The following is a 19964-nucleotide window of genomic DNA, read 5'->3' as shown; positions in this document are numbered from 1 at the left end:
CGCGCCATAGGCCAAGCACGGTGATTTCGCAAGAGCAAGGTCATCTTCCAGCTACCACAGATGGTATAGGGCGCACAGTAATGACTGGCCTATTGTAAATAATTTGTAACAGAAATATGACGATCTTCGGCCAACCGGGAGAGTTGGCGAAAACGAATTGGGAGGTGCGCGTGCCAATTGCTATTGAAATTGCCGCTCTGAATCTGGCCCTCGCACTGTTTTGCGGCGCGTTGATCGGGTCGGAACGTCAGGTTCGGCAACGGATGGCAGGCCTGCGGACGAATGCCTTGGTGGCGTTGAGTGCCGCTGCGTTTGTGGTGTTTTCAGCGCTTTATCCGGACGAAGTCAGCCCGACCCGGGTGGCCGCCCAAGTTGTTTCGGGGATCGGTTTTCTAGGCGCTGGTATCATCTTCCGGCACGGTTTCACCATTCATGGTCTGAACACGGCCGCGACATTGTGGTGTTCTGCAGCGGTGGGAATGATGGCTGGCAGCGGTGCCTGGATTTTTGCGCTGATGATGACCGGGTTCGTTATCTTCGTGAACCTGGGACTAAGGCCGTTAGTGAAATGGCTGAAGCGCACAACGCGGGCCGGTGTGCCGCTTACACAGGAATTCCGCATTTTGGTGCGGTGTGCTGCCAGTGATCAGACTCAAACACGAGCATCAGCTTTGCAAGCTCTGGCGCAAAATGGCGTGCGAATTGTTGGATTCGAAAGAGGTGCGGAAGACCACGACGGTATTCAAACCCTCGAGATTTTCGTGTCCAGCGAGGAACAGTTGGAAGATATTCAACATAAGATTGCGGCGCCTCTTATCCTTGAACCTGGTATTCTCAGTGTCGACTGGGAGATTGTTCCCGAGACTTGATGCTTAAATTCTAGGCGTCGCGTTTGGCAGTAAAGCAGCTGCCATGTCGCTTTTATGTTCCAATCGCCGTTATCTTCCAACGGTTGTCATCGACCGCGGGATAGACAGGAGCTCAATCAAGACATCCTGATCATGGGGAAAAAACATGGCTGAAGCAGCAGCACGTCGCCGGGGTCGCGGTGGAGGTGGAGCCGCCCGCAGGGCGGAGCGTACCGCGGTTCGGATCGAAACAGCAAAGTATATCGAACGCAACATTCCCAATTTCGAAGTTCTCAACGAAGAAGCGTTGGAGATCATCGAAACCAATGCAGAGACCGTACTGGAAGAGATCGGTGTCAACTTTGTTGACAACCCCGACGCTCTTGACCGGTGGCGCGATGTTGGGGCAGATATCGACGGTGAACGCGTGCGCATCCCGCGTGGTCTGGCGCGTGAGCTGATCAAGACAGCCCCCAGTCAGTTTACACAGCACGCTCGCAATCCTGAGAAATCGGTTGAGATCGGCGGGCGCACTTTGGTCTTGGCACCTGTCTATGGCCCGCCCTTTGTGCGTGATGCCGAAGGCGGACGTCGCTATGCGACCATGGACGATTTCAACAAGTTTGTGAAACTGGCCTATATGTCCAAGTGGCTGCACCACTCGGGCGGTACAGTGTGCGAACCCACCGACGTCCCGGTGAACAAGCGGCATCTGGACATGCTGAAAGCGCATATGACGCTATCGGACAAGCCTTTCATGGGGTCGGTGACCGACCCAAGCCGCGCGCAGGATTCGGTTGAAATGTGCGAAATCCTCTTCGGCAAGGAATTCGTTCAGGAAAACACAGTGATGACCTCACTGACCAACATCAACTCGCCGATGACTTTCGACGATGTGATGATGGGCTCGCTTGAGGTCTATGCGCGCAATAACCAGGCCTGCATCATCTCGCCATTCATCGTGGGCGGAGCGATGGCCCCGGTTTCCGTGGCAGGTACACTGACACAGGTGCTGGCCGAGGTTCTGGCCGGTGTCGCCTATAGCCAGATCATCCGTCCGGGCGCGCCGGCAATCTTTGGCGCCATGGTGACGTCCATTGACATGAACTCGGGCGCGCCGACATTTGGAACGCCTGAGGCGTCACATATTACGTACGGCGCGGGCCAGTTGGCACGGCGTTTGAACTTGCCCTACAGGTCAGCCGGGTCATTCTGCGGATCGAAACTGCCGGACGCGCAAGCCGCCTATGAGACGGCGAACTCACTGAATATGGGTCTGTTGTCTGGTGTGAACTTCATGCTGCATTCCTGCGGTTGGCTGGAAGGTGGTCTTGTTGCGGATTTCGAAAAATTCGTCATGGATGCCGATCAACTGGGCGTATTGCACGGGTTGGCCAAGGGCGTGACGTATGACGAAAACGCTCAAGCCATGGACGCTATCCGCGAGGTTGGTCCGGGTGGCCACTATCTTGGATGTGATCACACGCAGGCCAACTTCAAGGAAGCCTTCTGGAAATCCGAAATGCTGGACTACAAGCCATTTGAGACTTGGCAGGAAGAAGGGTCCCGTGACACTCGTCAACTCGCCACTGCGCGGGTCGAGCATTTGTTGGCCAACTATCAACAGCCGCAAATCGATCCGGACGTAAATGCCGCGCTGGAGGCTTATGTTGCTGAGAAGAAAGCTTCCATGCCGGATGCCTTCACCTGATCAATTCAGGTGCGAGGCGCGGCTGGCCTGATACAGCTGCGCCTCGCCCAATAGCGCGATCAAAAGATCCAGATGTCGGACCAGAGAATAGGCTGCATCCTCTTCTTTTCGCTGCTCATTCACCTCTTTCTCCATTTCCATCAACCGCATAAGGGCCGACCCTGTTCCCGGCAGTGGGCCATAGCCCAGAATGCGTTGTAAATGCCGATCCCGATTGTAATCCAGCGCCCCGAATTTCGCGGCCCGGGCCAAAAGGCGCGGGCGGTGGAGAGTTGCGATCATGGTCATCAGGTCCTGCATGTCGTGTGTCCCTTGTTCAAGTTCTGACGCCTTGCTTGTCACACAACTTTAGCGGGCGTTGCCTTGATTGAACTCACTCCGAACGATGGTTTCACGACTGTTTATCTTTTTGAATCAAATCTGGTTCCCGCCCTTCGGGGTTAACGAACGAGTAACGAAAGAATCTCTAGTTAGATTTGGTTAACTCAAACTCTGAGGGCGAAAAGTGGCAGTCTGTTTTGTCGACGAGGGTAAATGATTATGGAAAACAACGTGGCTTTCGCCGTTCCGGCATGGGTACCAGAAGGGGCACAAAGATACCTTGCTCATACCGAAACCGGTCGGTCTATTAGAGATATTGCGAGGTCGGCAGGGTGCCATGCATCAACCATCCTCAGGCAAATCCGTCGTATTGAAACGCGGCGAGACGACCCGTTGGTAGATGCCGCCTTGCAATCGCTGGCCGAGACGCATTTTTCTGTGGCAAATGACCGGCGCGCACTTTCCCCCCAGATCAACGAAACCAGGGAAGAAGAAGAATTCGAACGCGAGGCTTTGCGTATTCTCCGACGCTTGTGTGAAACCGGGTCGGTTCTTGCGGTGGCCGAGGATATGGACAAGGCCGTGGTTGTACGCGACACCGGTGAGGCGGGGGCGACAAGAACGGCCGTTGTAGAATGCAAGATTGCGCAGGCTCTGGCGTTGAAGGATTGGATTTCCTGCGACAATCCCGGGCGGATATCCCGGTATCGCATATCAACGTCTGGTCGAACCGCGTTGAGTCTGTTGGTGGCCGAGGCAGAGAACAAGGCGCGCGCGCGCAATGAATTCGGAATGGCCGAGGTGCAAAGCCCATTTCAGGCGAACACTTCGGGTGCTCAACCTGATCGCATCCGGCGCATGCGCTACAGTACGGCCGAAAGCCCGCTGATCGCCTTGTCCCGCCGCCGGGATCGCGATGGAAAACCTTTTCTGGATGAGGCTTTGGTCAGCGCCGGCGAACGTCTTCGTGAGGATTTTGAGTTGGCGCAAATCGGCCCGCAGGTCACACAAAACTGGGACAGCTTTCTGACAGGGGGCGCGCGAGGAAGCTTCGACAGTGCCTCTCACGGCGGCAAAGGGTCATCTGATGCAAGGGATCGGGTCGCGCGTGCCTTGAGTGATCTTGGCCCGGGTCTGAGTGATGTTGCCCTCAGGTGTTGCTGCTATCTCGAAGGGTTGGAGCTGGCAGAAAAGCGAATGGGATGGTCTGCGAGATCCGGAAAAATCGTGCTTCGTATCGCGCTGCAACGTCTCAAGCGCCACTACGAGGATCAAGCCGAGCGTGACTGCATGATCGGGTGAAATCCATTTGGATTGCTTGCGAATTTGCGCTGGATTGATAATCAGGGATTATGGGTTTCACACTAAGACAGCTCCAGTACTTTCAAGCCGTTGCCGAACAACGAAATTTTGGTCGAGCGGCTCAGCTATGTAATGTTTCACAGCCAGCGCTATCTGTGCAGATCAAAGCGTTAGAGGAAACTCTGGGTGGTATTCTGTTTGAACGTCAGGCAAGGGACATCTTGCTGACCCCGCTGGGGCGCGATGTGCTGGATCATGCGCGCCAGGTTCTAGGGGCTGCGGATCGGTTGGATCAGTTTGCCCGGGACCATTCTGGCGGGCATCGATCGCTCTCGATCGGGATCATTCCAACGATAGCGCCTTATCTGCTTCCCGGTGTTTTGGCGGGATTACGGGCTGGCGACGTCTCGCTCAGAGTGCAGATTCGAGAGGCACGGACCGACCGTTTGCTGGCGCTGTTGCGCAGTGGCGATATTGACGCCGCAGTTCTGGCATTGCCCGCAGCTGGACGTGAGTTTCAAGAGATTCCGTTGTTTCAGGACCAGTTTCTGCTGGCTGGAAGTGCGGCGCGGTTGGAAAGGGTGACCACCAGCCCTGAGATGCTGCGGCCCCTGGATCTAAAGGCGGCGCAATTGATGCTGTTGGAAGACGGGCATTGCCTGACCGATCAAGCGCTGGAGGTCTGTGGTCAGGACCGCGGCAGTGGGCAGATCAACATGGGGGCATCGTCGTTGGCGACTTTGTCGCGCCTTGTCGCGGAAGGGTTTGGCCTGACGTTGATGCCGGAACTGGCCGCCCGTTCGGAAACCGAGGCTGTGTCCGGTTTGAAACTGCTGCGCTTCGGCGCTCCGCAGCCGGCCCGCACAGTAGGGTTGGTGCTGCGCAATTCAACATCTGAGGAGGATTGGTCAGGTCGACTGGCGCAGGTCATTCAGGATGTGGGCGAAAAGATTGTATCGGCCACGCGCGCATGAAAAGGCCCGCCAAGAGCGGGCCTGAAATCAACATGTTGTCTTTGCTTAGACTAGCGCTGGTTCAGCAGCTTTTTCCAGATATTCCATCAGGTTTTCCGGTGAGGACGTGCCATATGGATCTTCGGGGCAGTTGTCCATCAGACCAGGCTCTTCAAACCACGCTTCAACAACACCGTCATTGATGATGGCTGCATAGCGCCAAGACCGCATGCCGAACCCAAGGTTGTCCTTGTCGACCAGCATCCCCATCTTGCGAGTAAATTCACCAGATCCATCGGGAATGACCTTGACCTTTTCCAAGCCTTGGTCCTTTGCCCATTTGTTCATGACGAAACTGTCATTCACGGACATACAGTAGATCTCATCAATTCCCTTGGCCGTAAAATCAGCATGCCCGTTTTCAAATCCCGGCAATTGATAGGTCGAACATGTCGGCGTAAACGCACCAGGCAACGAGAACAGGATCACACGCTTGCCGGCAAAGAAATCTGCTGTTGTCATGTCTTCCCAGCGAAACGGATTGGGCCCTTCGAGCGAGCTGTCGCGAACGCGGGTATGAAAGGTTACATCGGGCAGTTTGGCACCGGATTTCATGTTCAATCTCCTGTGATTCACATGTGTTTAGACCGAGACCTAGTTCAGTTCGAAACTGCCTTCAATTGATGAAATGCCGCATTTGCAAATTTGTGGATACGTTCATTACTGGCTGAAAAATATGAATAAACACCCTCGTAGTCAGAGGTTTTCTGCAAGCGCAAAGTGCGATTGCATAGCGGATATGCGCCGCTGGTGTAATCACAACGACTGGTTTATGTTATAGGTACACAAAGTTGACCCAAAGTCAGGAAAACTGCCCGTGCGCGATCTGAAGATCCCCGAACAACGTCACCCGGAAAAAGCCCATCGTCCGGATAACTCACAGCCTAAGAAACCCAGCTGGATTCGCGTCAAAGCCCCCGGTGGTAAAGGCTATGCCGATACCCGCCGTATAATGCGCGACAATAACCTTGTCACGGTGTGCGAGGAAGCCGGCTGCCCAAATGTCGGAGAGTGTTGGAGCCAGGGTCACGCGACGATGATGATCATGGGCGAAATCTGTACGCGCGGTTGCACCTTCTGCAACATAGCAACAGGTCGTCCGGATGCGTTGGATGTGTTCGAACCGGGGCGCGTGGCCCATGCCGTCGAAAAGCTGGGCTTGAACCACGTTGTGATCACCTCGGTCGATCGGGATGATCTCAAGGATGGTGGTGCGGAACATTTTGGCCAGACCATTCGTGCCATACGGCATCGGTCTCCGAAAACGACGATCGAGATTCTGACGCCCGATTTTCTAAAATGCGACGCCAAGGTTCTGGAGACTGTGGTCGAAGCCAAGCCCGATGTATTCAACCATAATCTTGAAACCGTGCCGGGGCTATATCTCGAAGTGCGACCCGGCGCGCGCTATTTCCATTCGCTGCGTCTGCTGCAAAGGGTCAAGGAGCTGGACCCGTCGATCTTCACCAAATCCGGCATCATGGTTGGTTTGGGCGAGACCGAACAGCAGGTACGACAGGTGATGGACGACATGCGTGCGGCTGATGTCGATTTTCTGACCATCGGCCAGTATTTGCAGCCAACGCCCAAGCATCACGGGGTGGACCGCTTTGTCACACCGGAAGAGTTCGCATCGTACGAAAAAGCAGCATATGGCAAAGGGTTCCTGATGGTATCGGCGACACCATTGACCCGGTCCTCATACCACGCGGGCGATGATTTCGCCCGTTTGCGGGCCGCACGGCAGGCAAAATTGGGACAAGCGTGACGCCGGAAACTGTCAAGCGCCTTACGGCCCTGCGCCGAGAGCTGCACCAATCCCCTGAAGTCTCCGGTCAGGAACAAGAAACAGCCGAGCGAATTGCTGAGTTGATGCAGAACGCGGGCGCTGATTTGGTCCTGACGGGGCTAGGCGGGTATGGCGTTGCGGCCGTGTTTGACAGTGGCATGGAAGGACCTGGTATCGGAATTCGTTGCGAGTTGGACGCGTTGCCAATTCAAGAAGAATCCGATTTTCCTTACACATCGTGTATTCTTGGAAAGGGCCATCTGTGCGGCCATGATGGGCATATGGCGATGGTAGTGGGCCTGGCTGAGGCTCTGCGTATTGCACGCCCACAGATAGGCCGCGTCGTTTTGATCTTCCAGCCATCGGAAGAGACCGGCAAAGGCGCCGCTGCGGTTCGCAGTGACCCTCGGTTTTCAGACATTGCCCCCGACTATGTTTTTGCCCTGCACAACCTGCCGGGGCTGGATCTTGGCATTGTTGAAATCTGTGACGGGCCCGCCAATTGCGCGTCACGTGGGATGCGGATTGTTTTGACGGGTAAAACTTCGCATGCCGCTGCGCCGCAGGACGGGGTTTCCCCGGCTGCTGCACTGTCGAAACTTATGCCTGCTTTGACAAATCTGGGGCAGGGAGGGCCGCTGGATCAAAACTACGCGCTGACCACCGTGACCCATGCAAGCCTTGGGGAACAGACATTTGGCGTCGCACCCGGACGAGCGGAACTGTGGGTGACCCTGCGCACGGTCACGGACACGCGCATGGCAGAGCTGATTGCCGAAGCAGAGGCGTTGGTTGCAAAGACATCGCAGGCTGAAGGTGTGAGCTCAGAAGTCACCTATGATGACGCCTTTGAAGCCTGCGCAAATCAAATCGACGCCGTAAACATTCTAAATCAGGCGTGCGTGGAACGAAATGTCCCGGTTCGTCTTGTGAACGAACCGCAAAGATTCTCGGAAGACTTCGGGCAATTCGGCAAAAATGCAAAAACGGCTATGTTTTGGCTGGGTTCGGGGTCGGATCACCCGCAGCTCCACAACCCGGACTATGATTTTCCGGACGCGCTCATTCCAATCGGCACAGGGGTGTTTCTGGCCGTGATCCGTCGCATACTGGGGTAGTCGGATCAGCGCGGCGCGCGCGTCCATTCACCCGTGGCCCAATCGGGCCACCAGCCCATGTATTCGACCCCGAAAATCAGCAAGCACAGCAGAATGATCCCGAATACAAGTTGCACCCGCCGTTTCGACGGCGGGTTTCTCGCCCATTGGGACATGCGCAGGAAGTGGCGCGGGTTCATCTATGCCTCGGTGAATCTGACCTTGCCGATGAAGGGCAGGTTGCGGTTACGCTGAGCGTAGTCGATCCCGTAGCCCACGACAAATTCATCCGGGATTTCAAATCCGATCCAATCAGAGCGGAAATCGACCTCTCGTCGGCTGGGTTTGTCCAGAAGTGCGATGGATTTCAGACGTTTCGGACTGCGGCTGATCAACAGATTCGTGACGTGGTTGAGGGTGTGGCCTGTGTCTACGATATCTTCGACGACCAGCACATCACGCCCTTCAATTGCGCCTCTCAAGTCCTTGAGAATACGCACCTCTCTGCTGCTCTCCATCGAGTCGCCGTAAGATGAAGCTTCAAGGAAGTCCACCTCGATCGGCAGGTCCAGTTCGCGCACAAGATCGGCAATGAAGACAAAACTGCCGCGCAAAAGGCCGACAACAACAAGCTTGTCTGTGTCTCCAAACTCATCCGTTATTTCGCGGCAAAGCTCCTCAATCCGGGCGGCAATCGCCTTGGCCGAGATCATCTCATCTATCACATATGCGCGGTCACTCATCCCAGCCCCCTTGATCTTTGGCGCGCAACATACGACATGACGCGCCATTGTCATCTGAAAATACCGGACGCCATGCCTATCCATTCGGAAACACGTCACCTGCCTTATACCGCTCAGCAGATGTATGATCTGGTCGCAGACGTGGCCAAATACCCCGAGTTTCTACCCTGGTGCGCTGCGGCGCGCATCCGGAAGACCTACGAAGTCGGCGAGTCCCATGTGCTTGAGGCCGATCTGGTCATTTCGTTCAAAGTGTTTCGCGAACGATTTGGCAGCCGGGTTACGTTGTTTGGCGATCAAAAGAGAATCGACACTGAATATCTGGATGGCCCATTCAAATACATGAAATCCGACTGGCAGTTCGCGGATGCAGCGGATGGCGGCTGTGACATCTCGTTCCACGTCGATTTCGAATTCAAAAACGCCATCCTGCAAGGCATTATCGGTGTTGTCTTCAACGAGGCCATGCAGCGGATCGTTCGTGCGTTCGAAGCCCGCGCCAAAGAACTCTACAGCTAAGCCTTTACCAATGTTTCGCGCACGTTAGACTGTGCGCATGCGTGATCTGACCACATCTTTGGCAGCCTTTGCTGCCGGTCCTGTAACGACATCCGCCCAGGCGCGTATTGTTACCTCCTTGTCAGCGCTTGACTGGATCGCTGTGGGGCGTGCGGGTGCGGCCGAACCCGTCTCAAGCACTGTTCGGGATTTGGTTATGGGTGAAGAAGGCGCAGCCCAGGCGCATCTTTTCGGCGGCGGTGCTGCCCCGCTACGGGCAGCGGCTTTAGTTAACGGTACTGTTTCGCACGCGTTGGATTATGACGACACGCATTTCGCCCATATCGGCCATCCTTCAGTGGCTGTTTTGCCCGCAGCGCTGGCGGTTACGGAATGGGATGACCGCATATTGGTGGACCTTCTCGAAGCCGCTTTGATCGGGATGGAAACCTCAATCCGAATTGGGCTGTGGCTTGGACGTGGACACTATCAGGTCGGGTTCCATCAAACTGCGACGGCCGGTGCTTTTGGCGCGGCTGTTGCGGTTGGGCGGGTGTTTGGGTTCGATGAGAAGCAGATGCAGAACGTCCTGGGACTGACGGCAACACGTGCGGCGGGATTGAAGGCGCAGTTCGGGACCATGGGCAAACCATATAACGCCGGACTTGCGTCCTCTGCCGGGGTCGAGGCTGCCCTTCTGGTACAACGCGGTTTTGAGGCAAATGCTGGTGCGTTAGAAGGTCAATACGGGTTTGGATCCACCCATCAAGGTGCATCCGATGTGGACGCGGCACTAGACGGGCTAGGTGAAAAGTGGCTGTTCGAATCCGTCAGTCACAAACTGCACGCCTGCTGCCACGGTTTGCACGCCGCGCTTGAGGCTGCGCGGGATCTCGACATTGCCGAGCCGGAAGTGGCTGAAATTAGGATCAAAACGCACCCACGATGGATGAGCGTCTGCAATCAGGTCGCTCCGACAACTGGCTTGGGCGCCAAGTTCTCCTACCGCACCGTTATCGCGATGCAAGCCTTGGGGTTTGATACAGCCTTACCGACCAATTACTCCAAGAAGGTCTGCGCCAATCCGCGTATCACGTCCCTGGGGGATCGCATCACAGTCGAAGCCGACGATACTCTTTCCGAAACCCAAGCCAATCTTTCGCTGTTGCGTCGTGACGGAGTTCGCCGCGAAGCGACGCATGACCTATTGGCACCAGTGTCGCTGGCTGATCGCGAAGACCGCGTGCGCGGCAAGGCCGCCAAGTTGATTGGCAGCGACGAGGCGGACGCGATTTGGTCGATGCTGCGCACCGGAGGACGCGCCCGCGATCTGGCGGAACGACTGACGGGTTAGTCGACGCGCCAATGCAAAGGAAAGCCCGGATCAAAAACGGTTACCGGTCCGTCAGCTGTTTCGATTTTGGCCGGGTAATCCACCGGGCCGCCCTTGGTTAGGGTCAGCGTGTCTTCGTTTGCGGGTAACCGGTAAAAAGCTGGCCCATTAAGCGACGTAAACCCTTCTAACTTGTCCAACGCGCCTTCACGCGCGAACATCTCCGCCAACAAGGACATGGTATTGGTCGCGGTGAAGCACCCGGCACATCCGCAGGCCATTTCTTTATTGTCATCGGTATGAGGCGCACTGTCGGTGCCCAGAAAATATCGATGATCGCCCGATGTCGCCGCGGCGAGCAACGCCAATCGGTGCTCTTCGCGTTTGGCAACGGGCAGGCAGTAGTAATGCGGCTTGATCCCGCCAACCAGAATGTGGTTGCGATTGATGATCAGGTGGTGCGCGGTAATTGTTGCGCCCAGATCGGTATCATTGGCTTTGACGTAGTCTACACCGTCCTTGGTCGTAATGTGTTCCATGACCACTCGCAGGCCAGGCGTCGACTTGCGGATCGGGTCCAGGACACGATCAATGAATACCGCTTCGCGGTCAAAAATGTCGATCTCAGCATCTGTGACCTCGCCATGCACACAAAGGGGCAGGCCAATTTCGGCCATCTTCTCAAGCACCGGGCGCACTTTGTCGAAATCCCGCACGCCCGAGGCCGAGTTTGTTGTGGCGCCGGCAGGATACAGTTTGACCGCACTTATCAAACCCTTGGCATGTGCAGCTTCGACGTCAGTGGGATCTGTATCTTCGGTCAGATACAGGGTCATCAGCGGTTTAAATGTCATGCCGTCCGGAAGTGCCGCCAGAATACGCTCCCGATACGCGGCGGCTTGTGTGCCTGTCACGACAGGGGGCACAAGATTGGGCATGATGATCGCGCGGGCAAAGTGGCGCGCGGTTTCGGGCAGGACAGCCTGCAGCATAGCGCCATCGCGCAAGTGCAGATGCCAGTCGTCGGGGCGGCGGATCGTGATGCTATCGGTCATGAGCCATCCGCTAACACAGCCGCTTGCCTCGGGAAAGAGCCGCGTTGCAGCAAATAGACCTAGCCAAGGCGCGGGCATGCCTGAAGCTTGCCAAACAATCGGATCGTCGTAAGTGGTTCATCGATCAGTGACTTGACGCATGACGTGCGTCGTGACCTGTTAGGCCCAAGGAGAAACCACATGCACCAACCCCAATCAATTGATGCCGTTCAGCAGGTTCTCGGCGACCAAGGCTATGTCTGCGGTCGGGCCTTGGCGACGGTGGTGTTTCTTGCCCTGAAACTGGGCCGACCTTTGTTTCTGGAAGGTGAGGCAGGTGTCGGAAAAACCGAGATTGCAAAGGCACTCGCCAGCGGTCTCGGGCGCAGGTTGATCCGCCTTCAGTGCTACGAGGGTCTGGATGCGTCCTCGGCCGTTTATGAATGGAACTTCCCTGCACAAATGGTGGCAATTCGCACGGCTGAGGCATCTGGCGGGGCAGATCGCAACAGTTTGCAGACCGAACTGTTCTCGGATGAGTATCTGATTGAACGCCCGTTACTTCAGGCCATGCGGCCCGACGAAAATGGTGCGCCGATCTTGCTGATCGACGAGCTCGACAGAACCGATGAACCGTTCGAGGCCTTCCTGCTGGAAGCGCTCAGTGATTTTCAGGTGACCATCCCCGAACTCGGAACTGTGAAAGCCCCGGAACCGCCTATCGTGATCGTCACCTCGAACCGCACCCGCGAAGTGCATGATGCCTTGAAGCGTCGCTGCCTGTATCACTGGGTCGACTATCCCGATTTTGAACGAGAAATCGAAATTCTTCACGCACGCGCGCCCGAAGCTGCGGATGCGCTCAGCCGCGAAGTCGTAGCCTTCGTTCAACGCCTGCGCACCGAGGATCTGTTCAAGAAACCAGGCGTGGCAGAAACGATCGATTGGGCCAAATGCCTGCTGGCCTTGGATGTCATTAATCTGAGCCCGGAAGTCATTGGCGACACTTTGGGGGCGATCCTGAAATACCAAGACGACATTCAAAAACTGCAAGGGTCCGAGGCGAAGCGAATTCTGGATCAGGCGAAAGCCACGCTCGAACCGGCCTGATGCTTCACCTTTTTCTAAATACTCCGGGGGTATGGGGGCGGCGCCCCCATGATGTATGATGGCAGAACAACTCCCAATCGATATCCCCGACGACCCGAAACTGGCACAGAATATAACGCATTTTGCGCGGGCTTTGCGGAAGGCCGGATTGCCCATTGGTACAGGTCGCGTCGTTGACGCCATTCGTGCGGTTCAGGCGGCGGGTTTCACCGAGAAACAGGATTTCTATTGGACGCTTCACGCCTGTTTCGTTAATCGCCCCGAGCATCGTACGGTTTTCGCACAGGTTTTCCGCCTCTACTGGCGGGATCCACGTTACCTTGAACATATGATGTCCATGATGCTGCCTGCAATTCGCGGGGTGCAAGAGGACCGCAAGGCCGATGCCGGAGAAAAGCGCGCGGCCGAAGCTTTGTTGGATGGTGTGGAACGCGACCCTCCCGAGTCCCGCGAAGACGAAGGCGAGACCGAGCTTGAAATCGATGCGTCACAAACCGCGTCATCCGAGGAACGTTTGCGCAGCCTTGATTTTGAACAGATGAGTACCGCAGAAGTTGCGCAGTCCAAACGTCTGCTGGCGCAATTGAATTTGCCCGTCAAACCTATTGCCAGTCGCAGGGGGCAGGCCAGTCATCTGGGTCATCGCATAGACCGGGGGCGCACGTTGCGCGCTGCCATGCGGCAGGGGGGTGAGCTGCGCGACATTGCCCGAATGAAACCCAAGCCGCGCTGGCCCAATCTGGTGGCTCTGTGTGATATCTCGGGTTCGATGAGCCAGTACAGCCGCATTATTCTGCACTTCTTGCATACCGTGTCGAACACCAAAGGCGCGGGCTGGGCCAAGGTTCACGCATTCACGTTCGGAACTCGGCTGACAAATATTACCCGTCACCTGCGGCAACGTGATGTGGACGCTGCATTGGCTGCGGCGGGCTCAGAGGCTCAGGATTGGGAAGGCGGAACACGGATCGGGGAGTGTTTGCATGCCTTCAACCGGGATTGGTCACGCCGTGTCATGGGGCAGGGTGCTGTGGTTTTGTTGATCTCGGATGGTCTGGACCGGGGCGAACCCGATGCGTTGGCGAAAGAGATGGAGCGGTTACACCTGTCCTCTCATCGTCTGATATGGCTCAACCCGCTGCTACGCTGGGATGAGTTTGCGCCCAAGGCGCAGGGAATTGTATCAATGTTGCCGCATGTGGATAGTTTCCGCGCGGGACACTCAATCGCCTCGCTAGAAAATCTGGCGGCTGTTATTTCAAAACCTGACGACGTGGGTGAGAAAGCGCGGTTGATGTCCGCGCTTTCTGCCTGAACTTTTATCCAAGCTGCTTTTCGTTACACTCGCGCGCCATTTCGATGGCTTTATAGGTGCCTGTCAGATCTACCGTGAAAGCGAACTCTTTCTCGGGGAAAACGATCATGACCTTTTTCTTGGCCAGATCATCGGCGAATTGGGGGTCGTCTGAAAGGACGTAACCGCCGGAATACCCTTTGGTAATGTTACCTTTCATGCCGGTCGCTTCGCCCAGATAGATGTTGTCACCCAACAGGATCGCCACAGCCTCTTTCTCACCGCGTTTGATGTTGGTTTTGGCTTTGGTGAAAACACCGACGTAACCAACGCCACGGTCCTCGGTCAGACCCATCTGGACCACGTTTTCAGCATCGTCGACAGCTTCTATCAGGCAGGATTTCTTTTCGTTGTCGATGAACACCTTCCAGCCCTCGACTTCGCCATAGCGTTCAAATGTATCAGCCCATGCGACGGTTGAGGTTAAAAGACCGATCGCCGTTCCCAGTGTAAGAATGCGTTTCAACTTTTTGTCTCCGATATAAAATGGTCAAAGCGGGCAGCCGGTTGATGACCGGCTGTGGCAGCAGGCTAGAGGCTGGAATATCGACATTCAATGCTCTGCTTCAGGGAATGTGGCGGTATTCCCGTACTACTTAGCCGCGAAGTCGGTTTCGACGCTTCACTTTCTTGGGTTGATCTTACTTTTTATTGCCTCAAAGCGCCTTATGTTGGATCGGAACACGCCGGGAGGGTTCGATGGATCGATTCGACAACAGTCCAGAGACAGCGCTGGAATGGTTTCGCAGTGGCCGCGGCGCCGCCCTGGCCACCGTTGTTGAAACCTGGGGCAGTGCGCCGCGCCGTGTTGGCGCGCAACTTGCCATTGGCGGAGACGGTCGGATCGAAGGGTCTGTGTCGGGCGGCTGTGTAGAAGGCGCCGTAATCGTTGAAGCGCTGGAAGCTATCGACGAGGGCGAAGCCCGCCTGCTTGAGTTCGGCGTAAGCGACGAAGATGCCTTCGCTGTCGGGCTTGCTTGCGGAGGGACCATTCGGGTTTTGGTTGAGCCCATTGGTCAGGTCTTGCCCGAACCAATGCTGGCCGAACTGGTCGAGGCCCGGGCGGCACGCGAACCGCTGGCCTATGAGGTCAATGTTGACACCGGCCGCCGCGCTTTGCGCCGAACTGGCTATGGCCAACGGCTGCGCATGGATCGCTCTGGTTTTGAAGAGGATGGCAGGACTTTTGTGGCCGTGCACAACCCGCCGCTGCGTTTGATCGTCGTTGGGGCGGTTCACATCGCGCAGGCCTTGGTGCCGATGGCGCGAATTGCGGGGTATGATCCGGCCATCGTTGACCCGCGCGAGGCGTTTGCCTCTGACGACCGGTTCCCCGGCGAAACGATCCTGACGGACTGGCCGGATGAGGCCGTCGCCAAATTGGGATTGGATTCGCGCACGGCCGTCGTTCTTCTGACCCACGATCCGAAACTAGATGACCCGGCGCTGCAAGCCGCGCTGGGGGCAGGTGTGTTTTACATTGGTGCGCTGGGGTCCAAGCGAACCCATGCAAAACGTGTCGAACGAATGCAGAATGCGGGCATCACCGACGCGCAGATTTCACGGATTTATGGGCCGGTTGGGCTGGATATCGGCGCATCGGACCCTGCAGAAATCGCGGTAGCGATCCTTGCGCAGATGACCGCCGTGCTGAGAGGACGGGTATGAAATTTGGACCGATCCCGGTTGCACAATCCGAAGGCGCAATCCTGGCGCATTCTGTAACAGCCGCTGGCCGGAAGCTTCGCAAGGGCCTGTCCCTTTTGCCTGAACATGTGGCTCAACTGGCCGAAGCGGGCGTCGAAGAGGTCATCGTAGCCCGGTTGGAGCCCGGCGACTGTCATGAGGACGAAGCCGCACGGATCCTGGCCGAAGCGCTGGCGACGGACCCCGCATCTGCTAATCTTCGGGTAACCGAAGCGTTCACCGGTCGTGTAAACCTGTTGGCGGATGGGCCCGGCGTGGCCGTGCTGGATGTGGCAGCGTTAGAGCAGTTCAATCAAGTCAATCCGATGATCACAGTCGCAACTGTTCCGCAGTACCAGCAAATGGGCGCGGCGGGCATGGTGGCGACCATAAAAGTTATTTCTTACGCCGTGCCCAGAGCAGACGTAATGCGTGCCGCGAACTTGGCTCGGGACGTGATCCGTCTTGTCCGCCCGGTGCATAAGAGCGCCGGTTTGGTTGTCACGGATATTCCCGGCGGCCCGCCAAACGAGAAAGGCGTTTCAGCGATCCGGGGGCGGGTCGAGGCGTTGGGCATGGATTTGTGTGATGTCCAAATCGTACCGCATGAAACTGAGGCGCTTGCGGCCGCGATCTCGGGCGTAGATGGGCAATTGGTGCTGATCCTGACCGGCTCTGCTACTTCGGATTTTGATGATGTTGCGCCCGCGGCCGTCCGCGTCGCAGGGGGCGCGGTAGATCGGTTCGGCATGCCTGTCGATCCTGGGAACCTTCTGTTTTTGGGCGCACTTGGGAAACGTCCGGTGATTGGATTGCCGGGATGTGCACGGTCTCCGGCATTGAACGGCGCTGATTGGGTTCTGTCCCGCGTCGCGTGCGGAATTGAGACGACGGGAACGGATATCGCCGGGATGGGTGTTGGCGGTTTGCTCAAGGAAATCCCGACCCGACCGCAACCGCGCGCGCAACGGAAGAAGTGACACGGCCGATAGATGCCGCTGGCTTTGCGTTGATTGGCTCGTATAACTCTTGCGACTTTTGTCTTGCGTATTGCGACAAGATTTTTGTTCTCAAACGAAAATTCCCGTGTTTAACTCGAAACAAGCAAAAATATTAAATGGGAGGAATCTATGACACAGGTCTCCATGACCGTGAACGGTAAGTCTGTGAGCGGTGACGTCGAAGGCCGCACTTTGCTTTCCAGCTTTCTGCGTGATCACTTGTCACTGACCGGCACGCATGTCGGTTGTGACACGGCCCAATGCGGCGCGTGTGTTGTGCACGTGGATGGTGAGGCAGTTAAATCCTGCAACATGCTGGCGCTTGAGGCGGATGGCGCTGATGTTGGCACGATTGAGGGTCAGGCGAATGCAGATGGGTCCTTGAATGTGATCCAGCAGGCGTTTCAAGATCATCACGGCCTGCAGTGTGGTTTTTGCACGCCAGGCATGGTGATGAGCGCGGCTGCGCTGCTGAAGGACAATCCGCGCCCAACCGAAGCAGAGGTGCGCAAGTACCTGGAAGGCAATCTGTGCCGCTGTACCGGATATCACAATATCGTCAAAGCGATCATGGCCGCATCCGGTCAGGACGTCAGCAGCATCGCTGCCGAATGATGCCGCTGCGGGCGTCAGGGGAGACGCCCGTGGGATGACATAGGATGCATAGCATCCGTTTATGGGAGGAGAACAAGCAATGCCCAAAGACAGTGGCATCGGAGCCAGTTCCAAACGGCGCGAGGACGTGCGCTTTTTGACCGGAGCAGGCAACTACACCGACGACATCAACGTACATGGTCAAGCCCATGTGTATTTCCTGCGGTCCGACATCGCACATGGCCGGATCAATAAAGTGGACACTTCGGCGGCCGAGGGTATGCCCGGTGTCGTCAAAGTCTTCACCGGCAAGGATTTCGAAGGCGTGGGCGGTATGCCCTGCGGTTGGGAGGTCACCGACAAGCACGGCGCGCCGATGCAGGAACCGCCGCACCCAATTCTGGCGCAGGGTAAAGTGCGTCATGTAGGCGATCCCATCGCAGCCGTAGTGGCCGATAGCCTAGAACAGGCGCGCGATGCCGCTGAGGCGATCAATGTGGACATCGAGGAACTGCCTGCAGTCATGAACATGAAGGCTGCCGCGCAGGTTGGCGCGACATTGGTTCATGACGATTTGAAGAACAACATTTGCTATGATTGGCAACTGGGCGAGACGGATGACGCCAAGGTCAACGAGGTGTTTGCGAATGCGGCCCATGTGACAACTCTGGATTTGGTCAACAACCGTCTGGTCGCCAACCCGATGGAGCCCCGTGTGGCGGTGGGGGAATATGCCCGCGCGACCGAGGATTATACGCTCTATACCACCTCGCAGAACCCGCATGTGATCCGCTTGCTGATGTGCGCTTTTGTGCTGGGTCTGCCGGAACATAAGGTGCGTGTGGTGGCGCCCGATGTGGGCGGAGGTTTTGGCACCAAGATCTTCCACTATGCCGAAGAGGCGTTCTGCACATTCGCCGCCAAGGCCTGCAACCGTCCGGTCAAATGGACGTCCAGCCGATCCGAGGCGTTCATGTCGGATGCCCATGGCCGCGACCATGTAAGTAAGATCGAACTGGCTCTGGATGCGGATAACAACTTTGTCGGCCTGCGTACCAACACCTATGCCAATCTGGGTGCCTATCTGTCGACCTTCTCCAGCTCGGTTCCGACCTGGCTGCATGGCACGCTGATGGCGGGTAATTACAAGACCCCGGTCATTCAGGTGAATGTGAAGGCGATGTTCACCAACACAGTGCCGGTCGATGCCTATCGCGGCGCAGGCCGCCCCGAGGCGACCTATCAGTTGGAGCGCGTCGTCGATAAGGCCGCGCGCGAGTTGGGTGTCGATCCGATTGCATTGCGCCGACAGAATTTTGTAACCCAATTCCCTTATGACACACCGGTCGCGCTGACCTATGACACCGGCGACTACAACGGGACCATGGACAAGCTTGAGGCTGCTGCCGATCTGACAGGCTTTGCCGCGCGTCGTTCGGCCAGTGAGGCCAACGGCAAGCTGCGTGGTCTGGGCATCAACTGCTATATCGAGGCTTGCGGCATTGCGCCGTCGAACATCGTTGGCATGCTGGGGGCCCGTGCGGGTCTTTATGATGCCGCAACCGTTCGGGTGAATGCCACCGGATCAATCAGCGTGATGGTTGGTGCACACAGCCACGGGCAGGGGCACGAGACTGCGTTCCCGCAGGTTGTGGCTGACATGATCGGCATCGACGAGTCGATGGTTGAGATCGTACATGGCGACACCTCGAAGATCCCGTTTGGCATGGGCACCTATGGGTCGCGCAGCCTGGCTGTTTGCGGCTCGGCCATGGTCAAGGCGACCGAGAAGGTGATCGACAAGGCCAAGAAGATCGCCGCCCACCTGCTGGAGGCCTCCGAGGCGGATATCGAGCTGAAGGATGGTCAGTTCAGCGTGGCCGGCACCGACAAATCGGTGGCCTGGGGGGATGTAACCCTGACGGCCTATGTGCCGCATAACTACCCTCTGGAAGTTGAGCCGGGGCTGGAAGAGACCGCGTTTTACGACCCGGCCAACTTTACCTTCCCGGCTGGCGCTTATGCCTGTGAAGTCGAGGTTGACCCCGAGACCGGGCAGGTCAGCATCGAGGCGTTCACTGCGGCGGATGACTTTGGCAACATCGTCAACCCGATGATCGTGGACGGTCAGGTACATGGTGGCATCGGTCAGGGCATTGGTCAGGCCTTACTTGAGAACTGCGCCTATGACGAGAATGGCCAACTGCTGAGCGCATCTTTCATGGACTACGCGATGCCGCGTGCCGATGACGTGCCGTTCTATGGTGTCGACCATTCCAGCCAGACGCCCTGTACCCACAATCCGCTGGGTGTGAAGGGTTGTGGCGAGGCCGGTGCGATCGGCTCGCCACCGGCTGTGGTCAACGCGGTTTTGGATGCGCTGAACTCGGGTGGCAAGGCGGTCGATCATATCGACATGCCGGTCAGCCCGTCGCGTGTCTGGGCGGCGATGAACGGGTGAGTTATGGGGAAGGGGGAGGGGGGGGCCCCCCCCCCCCCCCCAAAATTACATAAAAAACAACAAAGGGAG

The 19964-nt window shown here is 56.8% G+C and carries 20 protein-coding genes; 14 read left to right on the top strand and 6 right to left on the bottom strand.

Annotated features, from left to right (window positions below):
• The first annotated feature begins 170 nt into the window (after positions 1 to 170).
• Positions 171 to 869 (top strand): MgtC/SapB family protein, encoded by a 699-nt coding sequence (locus ACR0BU_RS00100; protein WP_480735380.1) that lies wholly within the window; start codon positions 171 to 173, stop codon positions 867 to 869.
• Between the two features lie 145 nt (positions 870 to 1014).
• The gene (locus ACR0BU_RS00095) at positions 1015 to 2559 is read left to right on the top strand and encodes a trimethylamine methyltransferase family protein (RefSeq protein WP_298932247.1); all 1545 of its coding nucleotides are present in this window, start codon (positions 1015 to 1017) and stop codon (positions 2557 to 2559) included.
• Here the strand turns inward: ACR0BU_RS00095 and ACR0BU_RS00090 are convergent, their stop codons facing one another.
• Entirely contained in the window at positions 2560 to 2859 is a 300-nt protein-coding gene (locus tag ACR0BU_RS00090; RefSeq protein WP_480735382.1) for a DUF6477 family protein, read from the bottom strand.
• Positions 2860 to 3099: 240 nt separating this feature from the next.
• Between ACR0BU_RS00090 and ACR0BU_RS00085 the strand changes: the two genes are divergently transcribed.
• Together ACR0BU_RS00085 and ACR0BU_RS00080 are read left to right on the top strand one after the other, a co-directional pair.
• A complete protein-coding gene (locus ACR0BU_RS00085) occupies positions 3100 to 4182 on the top strand; it encodes a DUF6456 domain-containing protein (RefSeq protein WP_480735803.1) in 1083 nt (360 codons plus the stop codon).
• A gap of 50 nt (positions 4183 to 4232) precedes the next feature.
• Entirely contained in the window at positions 4233 to 5156 is a 924-nt protein-coding gene (locus tag ACR0BU_RS00080) for a LysR substrate-binding domain-containing protein (protein WP_300072756.1), read from the top strand.
• 45 nt (positions 5157 to 5201) lie between these two features.
• On the opposite strand, the gene ACR0BU_RS00075 is transcribed toward ACR0BU_RS00080, so the two are convergent.
• Positions 5202 to 5750, bottom strand: a complete 549-nt coding sequence (locus ACR0BU_RS00075; RefSeq protein ID WP_480735384.1) for a redoxin family protein — start codon at positions 5748 to 5750, stop codon at positions 5202 to 5204.
• Between the two features lie 262 nt (positions 5751 to 6012).
• Here ACR0BU_RS00075 and lipA point away from each other — a divergent pair, with 262 nt between their 5' ends.
• Complete coding sequence (gene lipA, locus ACR0BU_RS00070; protein ID WP_299078712.1) at positions 6013 to 6963, top strand: lipoyl synthase; 951 nt, start codon at positions 6013 to 6015, stop codon at positions 6961 to 6963.
• The gene (locus ACR0BU_RS00065; protein WP_480735385.1) at positions 6960 to 8102 is read left to right on the top strand and encodes an amidohydrolase; all 1143 of its coding nucleotides are present in this window, start codon (positions 6960 to 6962) and stop codon (positions 8100 to 8102) included. The genes lipA and ACR0BU_RS00065 overlap by 4 nt, the downstream gene beginning before the upstream one ends.
• Positions 8103 to 8107: 5 nt before the next feature.
• Here the strand turns inward: ACR0BU_RS00065 and ACR0BU_RS00060 are convergent, their stop codons facing one another.
• Both ACR0BU_RS00060 and hpt read right to left on the bottom strand, forming a co-directional pair.
• On the bottom strand, positions 8108 to 8281 hold the full coding sequence (locus ACR0BU_RS00060) for a hypothetical protein (protein ID WP_298932238.1): 174 nt from the start codon (positions 8279 to 8281) through the stop codon (positions 8108 to 8110).
• A complete protein-coding gene (gene hpt / locus ACR0BU_RS00055; protein ID WP_298932236.1) occupies positions 8282 to 8824 on the bottom strand; it encodes a hypoxanthine phosphoribosyltransferase in 543 nt (180 codons plus the stop codon).
• A gap of 72 nt (positions 8825 to 8896) precedes the next feature.
• Here hpt and ACR0BU_RS00050 point away from each other — a divergent pair, with 72 nt between their 5' ends.
• Together ACR0BU_RS00050 and ACR0BU_RS00045 are read left to right on the top strand one after the other, a co-directional pair.
• Positions 8897 to 9343, top strand: a complete 447-nt coding sequence (locus ACR0BU_RS00050; protein ID WP_298932234.1) for a type II toxin-antitoxin system RatA family toxin — start codon at positions 8897 to 8899, stop codon at positions 9341 to 9343.
• 37 nt (positions 9344 to 9380) lie between these two features.
• Positions 9381 to 10676: an MmgE/PrpD family protein gene (locus ACR0BU_RS00045; RefSeq protein ID WP_480735387.1), complete on the top strand. Its 1296-nt coding sequence runs from the start codon at positions 9381 to 9383 to the stop codon at positions 10674 to 10676.
• On the opposite strand, the gene pyrC is transcribed toward ACR0BU_RS00045, so the two are convergent.
• Entirely contained in the window at positions 10673 to 11710 is a 1038-nt protein-coding gene (gene pyrC, locus ACR0BU_RS00040) for a dihydroorotase (protein ID WP_480735388.1), read from the bottom strand. The two genes, ACR0BU_RS00045 and pyrC, sit on opposite strands and share 4 nt — an antisense overlap.
• A 180-nt stretch (positions 11711 to 11890) precedes the next feature.
• Here pyrC and ACR0BU_RS00035 point away from each other — a divergent pair, with 180 nt between their 5' ends.
• On the top strand, positions 11891 to 12799 hold the full coding sequence (locus ACR0BU_RS00035; protein WP_299078726.1) for an AAA family ATPase: 909 nt from the start codon (positions 11891 to 11893) through the stop codon (positions 12797 to 12799).
• Between the two features lie 58 nt (positions 12800 to 12857).
• Positions 12858 to 14114 carry a vWA domain-containing protein gene (locus ACR0BU_RS00030; RefSeq protein ID WP_480735390.1) on the top strand — a complete coding sequence of 419 codons (1257 nt, stop codon included), beginning with the start codon at positions 12858 to 12860 and terminating at the stop codon, positions 14112 to 14114.
• A gap of 4 nt (positions 14115 to 14118) precedes the next feature.
• Here the strand turns inward: ACR0BU_RS00030 and ACR0BU_RS00025 are convergent, their stop codons facing one another.
• Positions 14119 to 14619, bottom strand: coding sequence for a hypothetical protein (locus ACR0BU_RS00025; protein WP_299078732.1), 501 nt, complete (start codon positions 14617 to 14619; stop codon positions 14119 to 14121).
• Positions 14620 to 14852: 233 nt separating this feature from the next.
• On the opposite strand from ACR0BU_RS00025, the gene ACR0BU_RS00020 reads away from it, so the two are divergent.
• From ACR0BU_RS00020 to ACR0BU_RS00005, 4 genes are all read left to right on the top strand, one after another.
• The gene (locus ACR0BU_RS00020; RefSeq protein ID WP_299078735.1) at positions 14853 to 15821 is read left to right on the top strand and encodes an XdhC family protein; all 969 of its coding nucleotides are present in this window, start codon (positions 14853 to 14855) and stop codon (positions 15819 to 15821) included.
• The gene (locus ACR0BU_RS00015) at positions 15818 to 16819 is read left to right on the top strand and encodes a molybdopterin-binding protein (protein WP_480735392.1); all 1002 of its coding nucleotides are present in this window, start codon (positions 15818 to 15820) and stop codon (positions 16817 to 16819) included. The genes ACR0BU_RS00020 and ACR0BU_RS00015 overlap by 4 nt, the downstream gene beginning before the upstream one ends.
• Positions 16820 to 16969: 150 nt before the next feature.
• Positions 16970 to 17455 (top strand): (2Fe-2S)-binding protein, encoded by a 486-nt coding sequence (locus tag ACR0BU_RS00010; RefSeq protein ID WP_299078741.1) that lies wholly within the window; start codon positions 16970 to 16972, stop codon positions 17453 to 17455.
• 79 nt (positions 17456 to 17534) lie between these two features.
• Positions 17535 to 19895, top strand: a complete 2361-nt coding sequence (locus ACR0BU_RS00005; protein WP_480735394.1) for a xanthine dehydrogenase family protein molybdopterin-binding subunit — start codon at positions 17535 to 17537, stop codon at positions 19893 to 19895.
• The last annotated feature ends 69 nt before the right edge of the window (positions 19896 to 19964 follow it).

This window comes from Ruegeria sp. CK2 (assembly GCF_056536585.1).
Note: the sequence above shows the minus strand (reverse complement) of the source record. Positions and strands in the feature narration are given on the sequence as shown.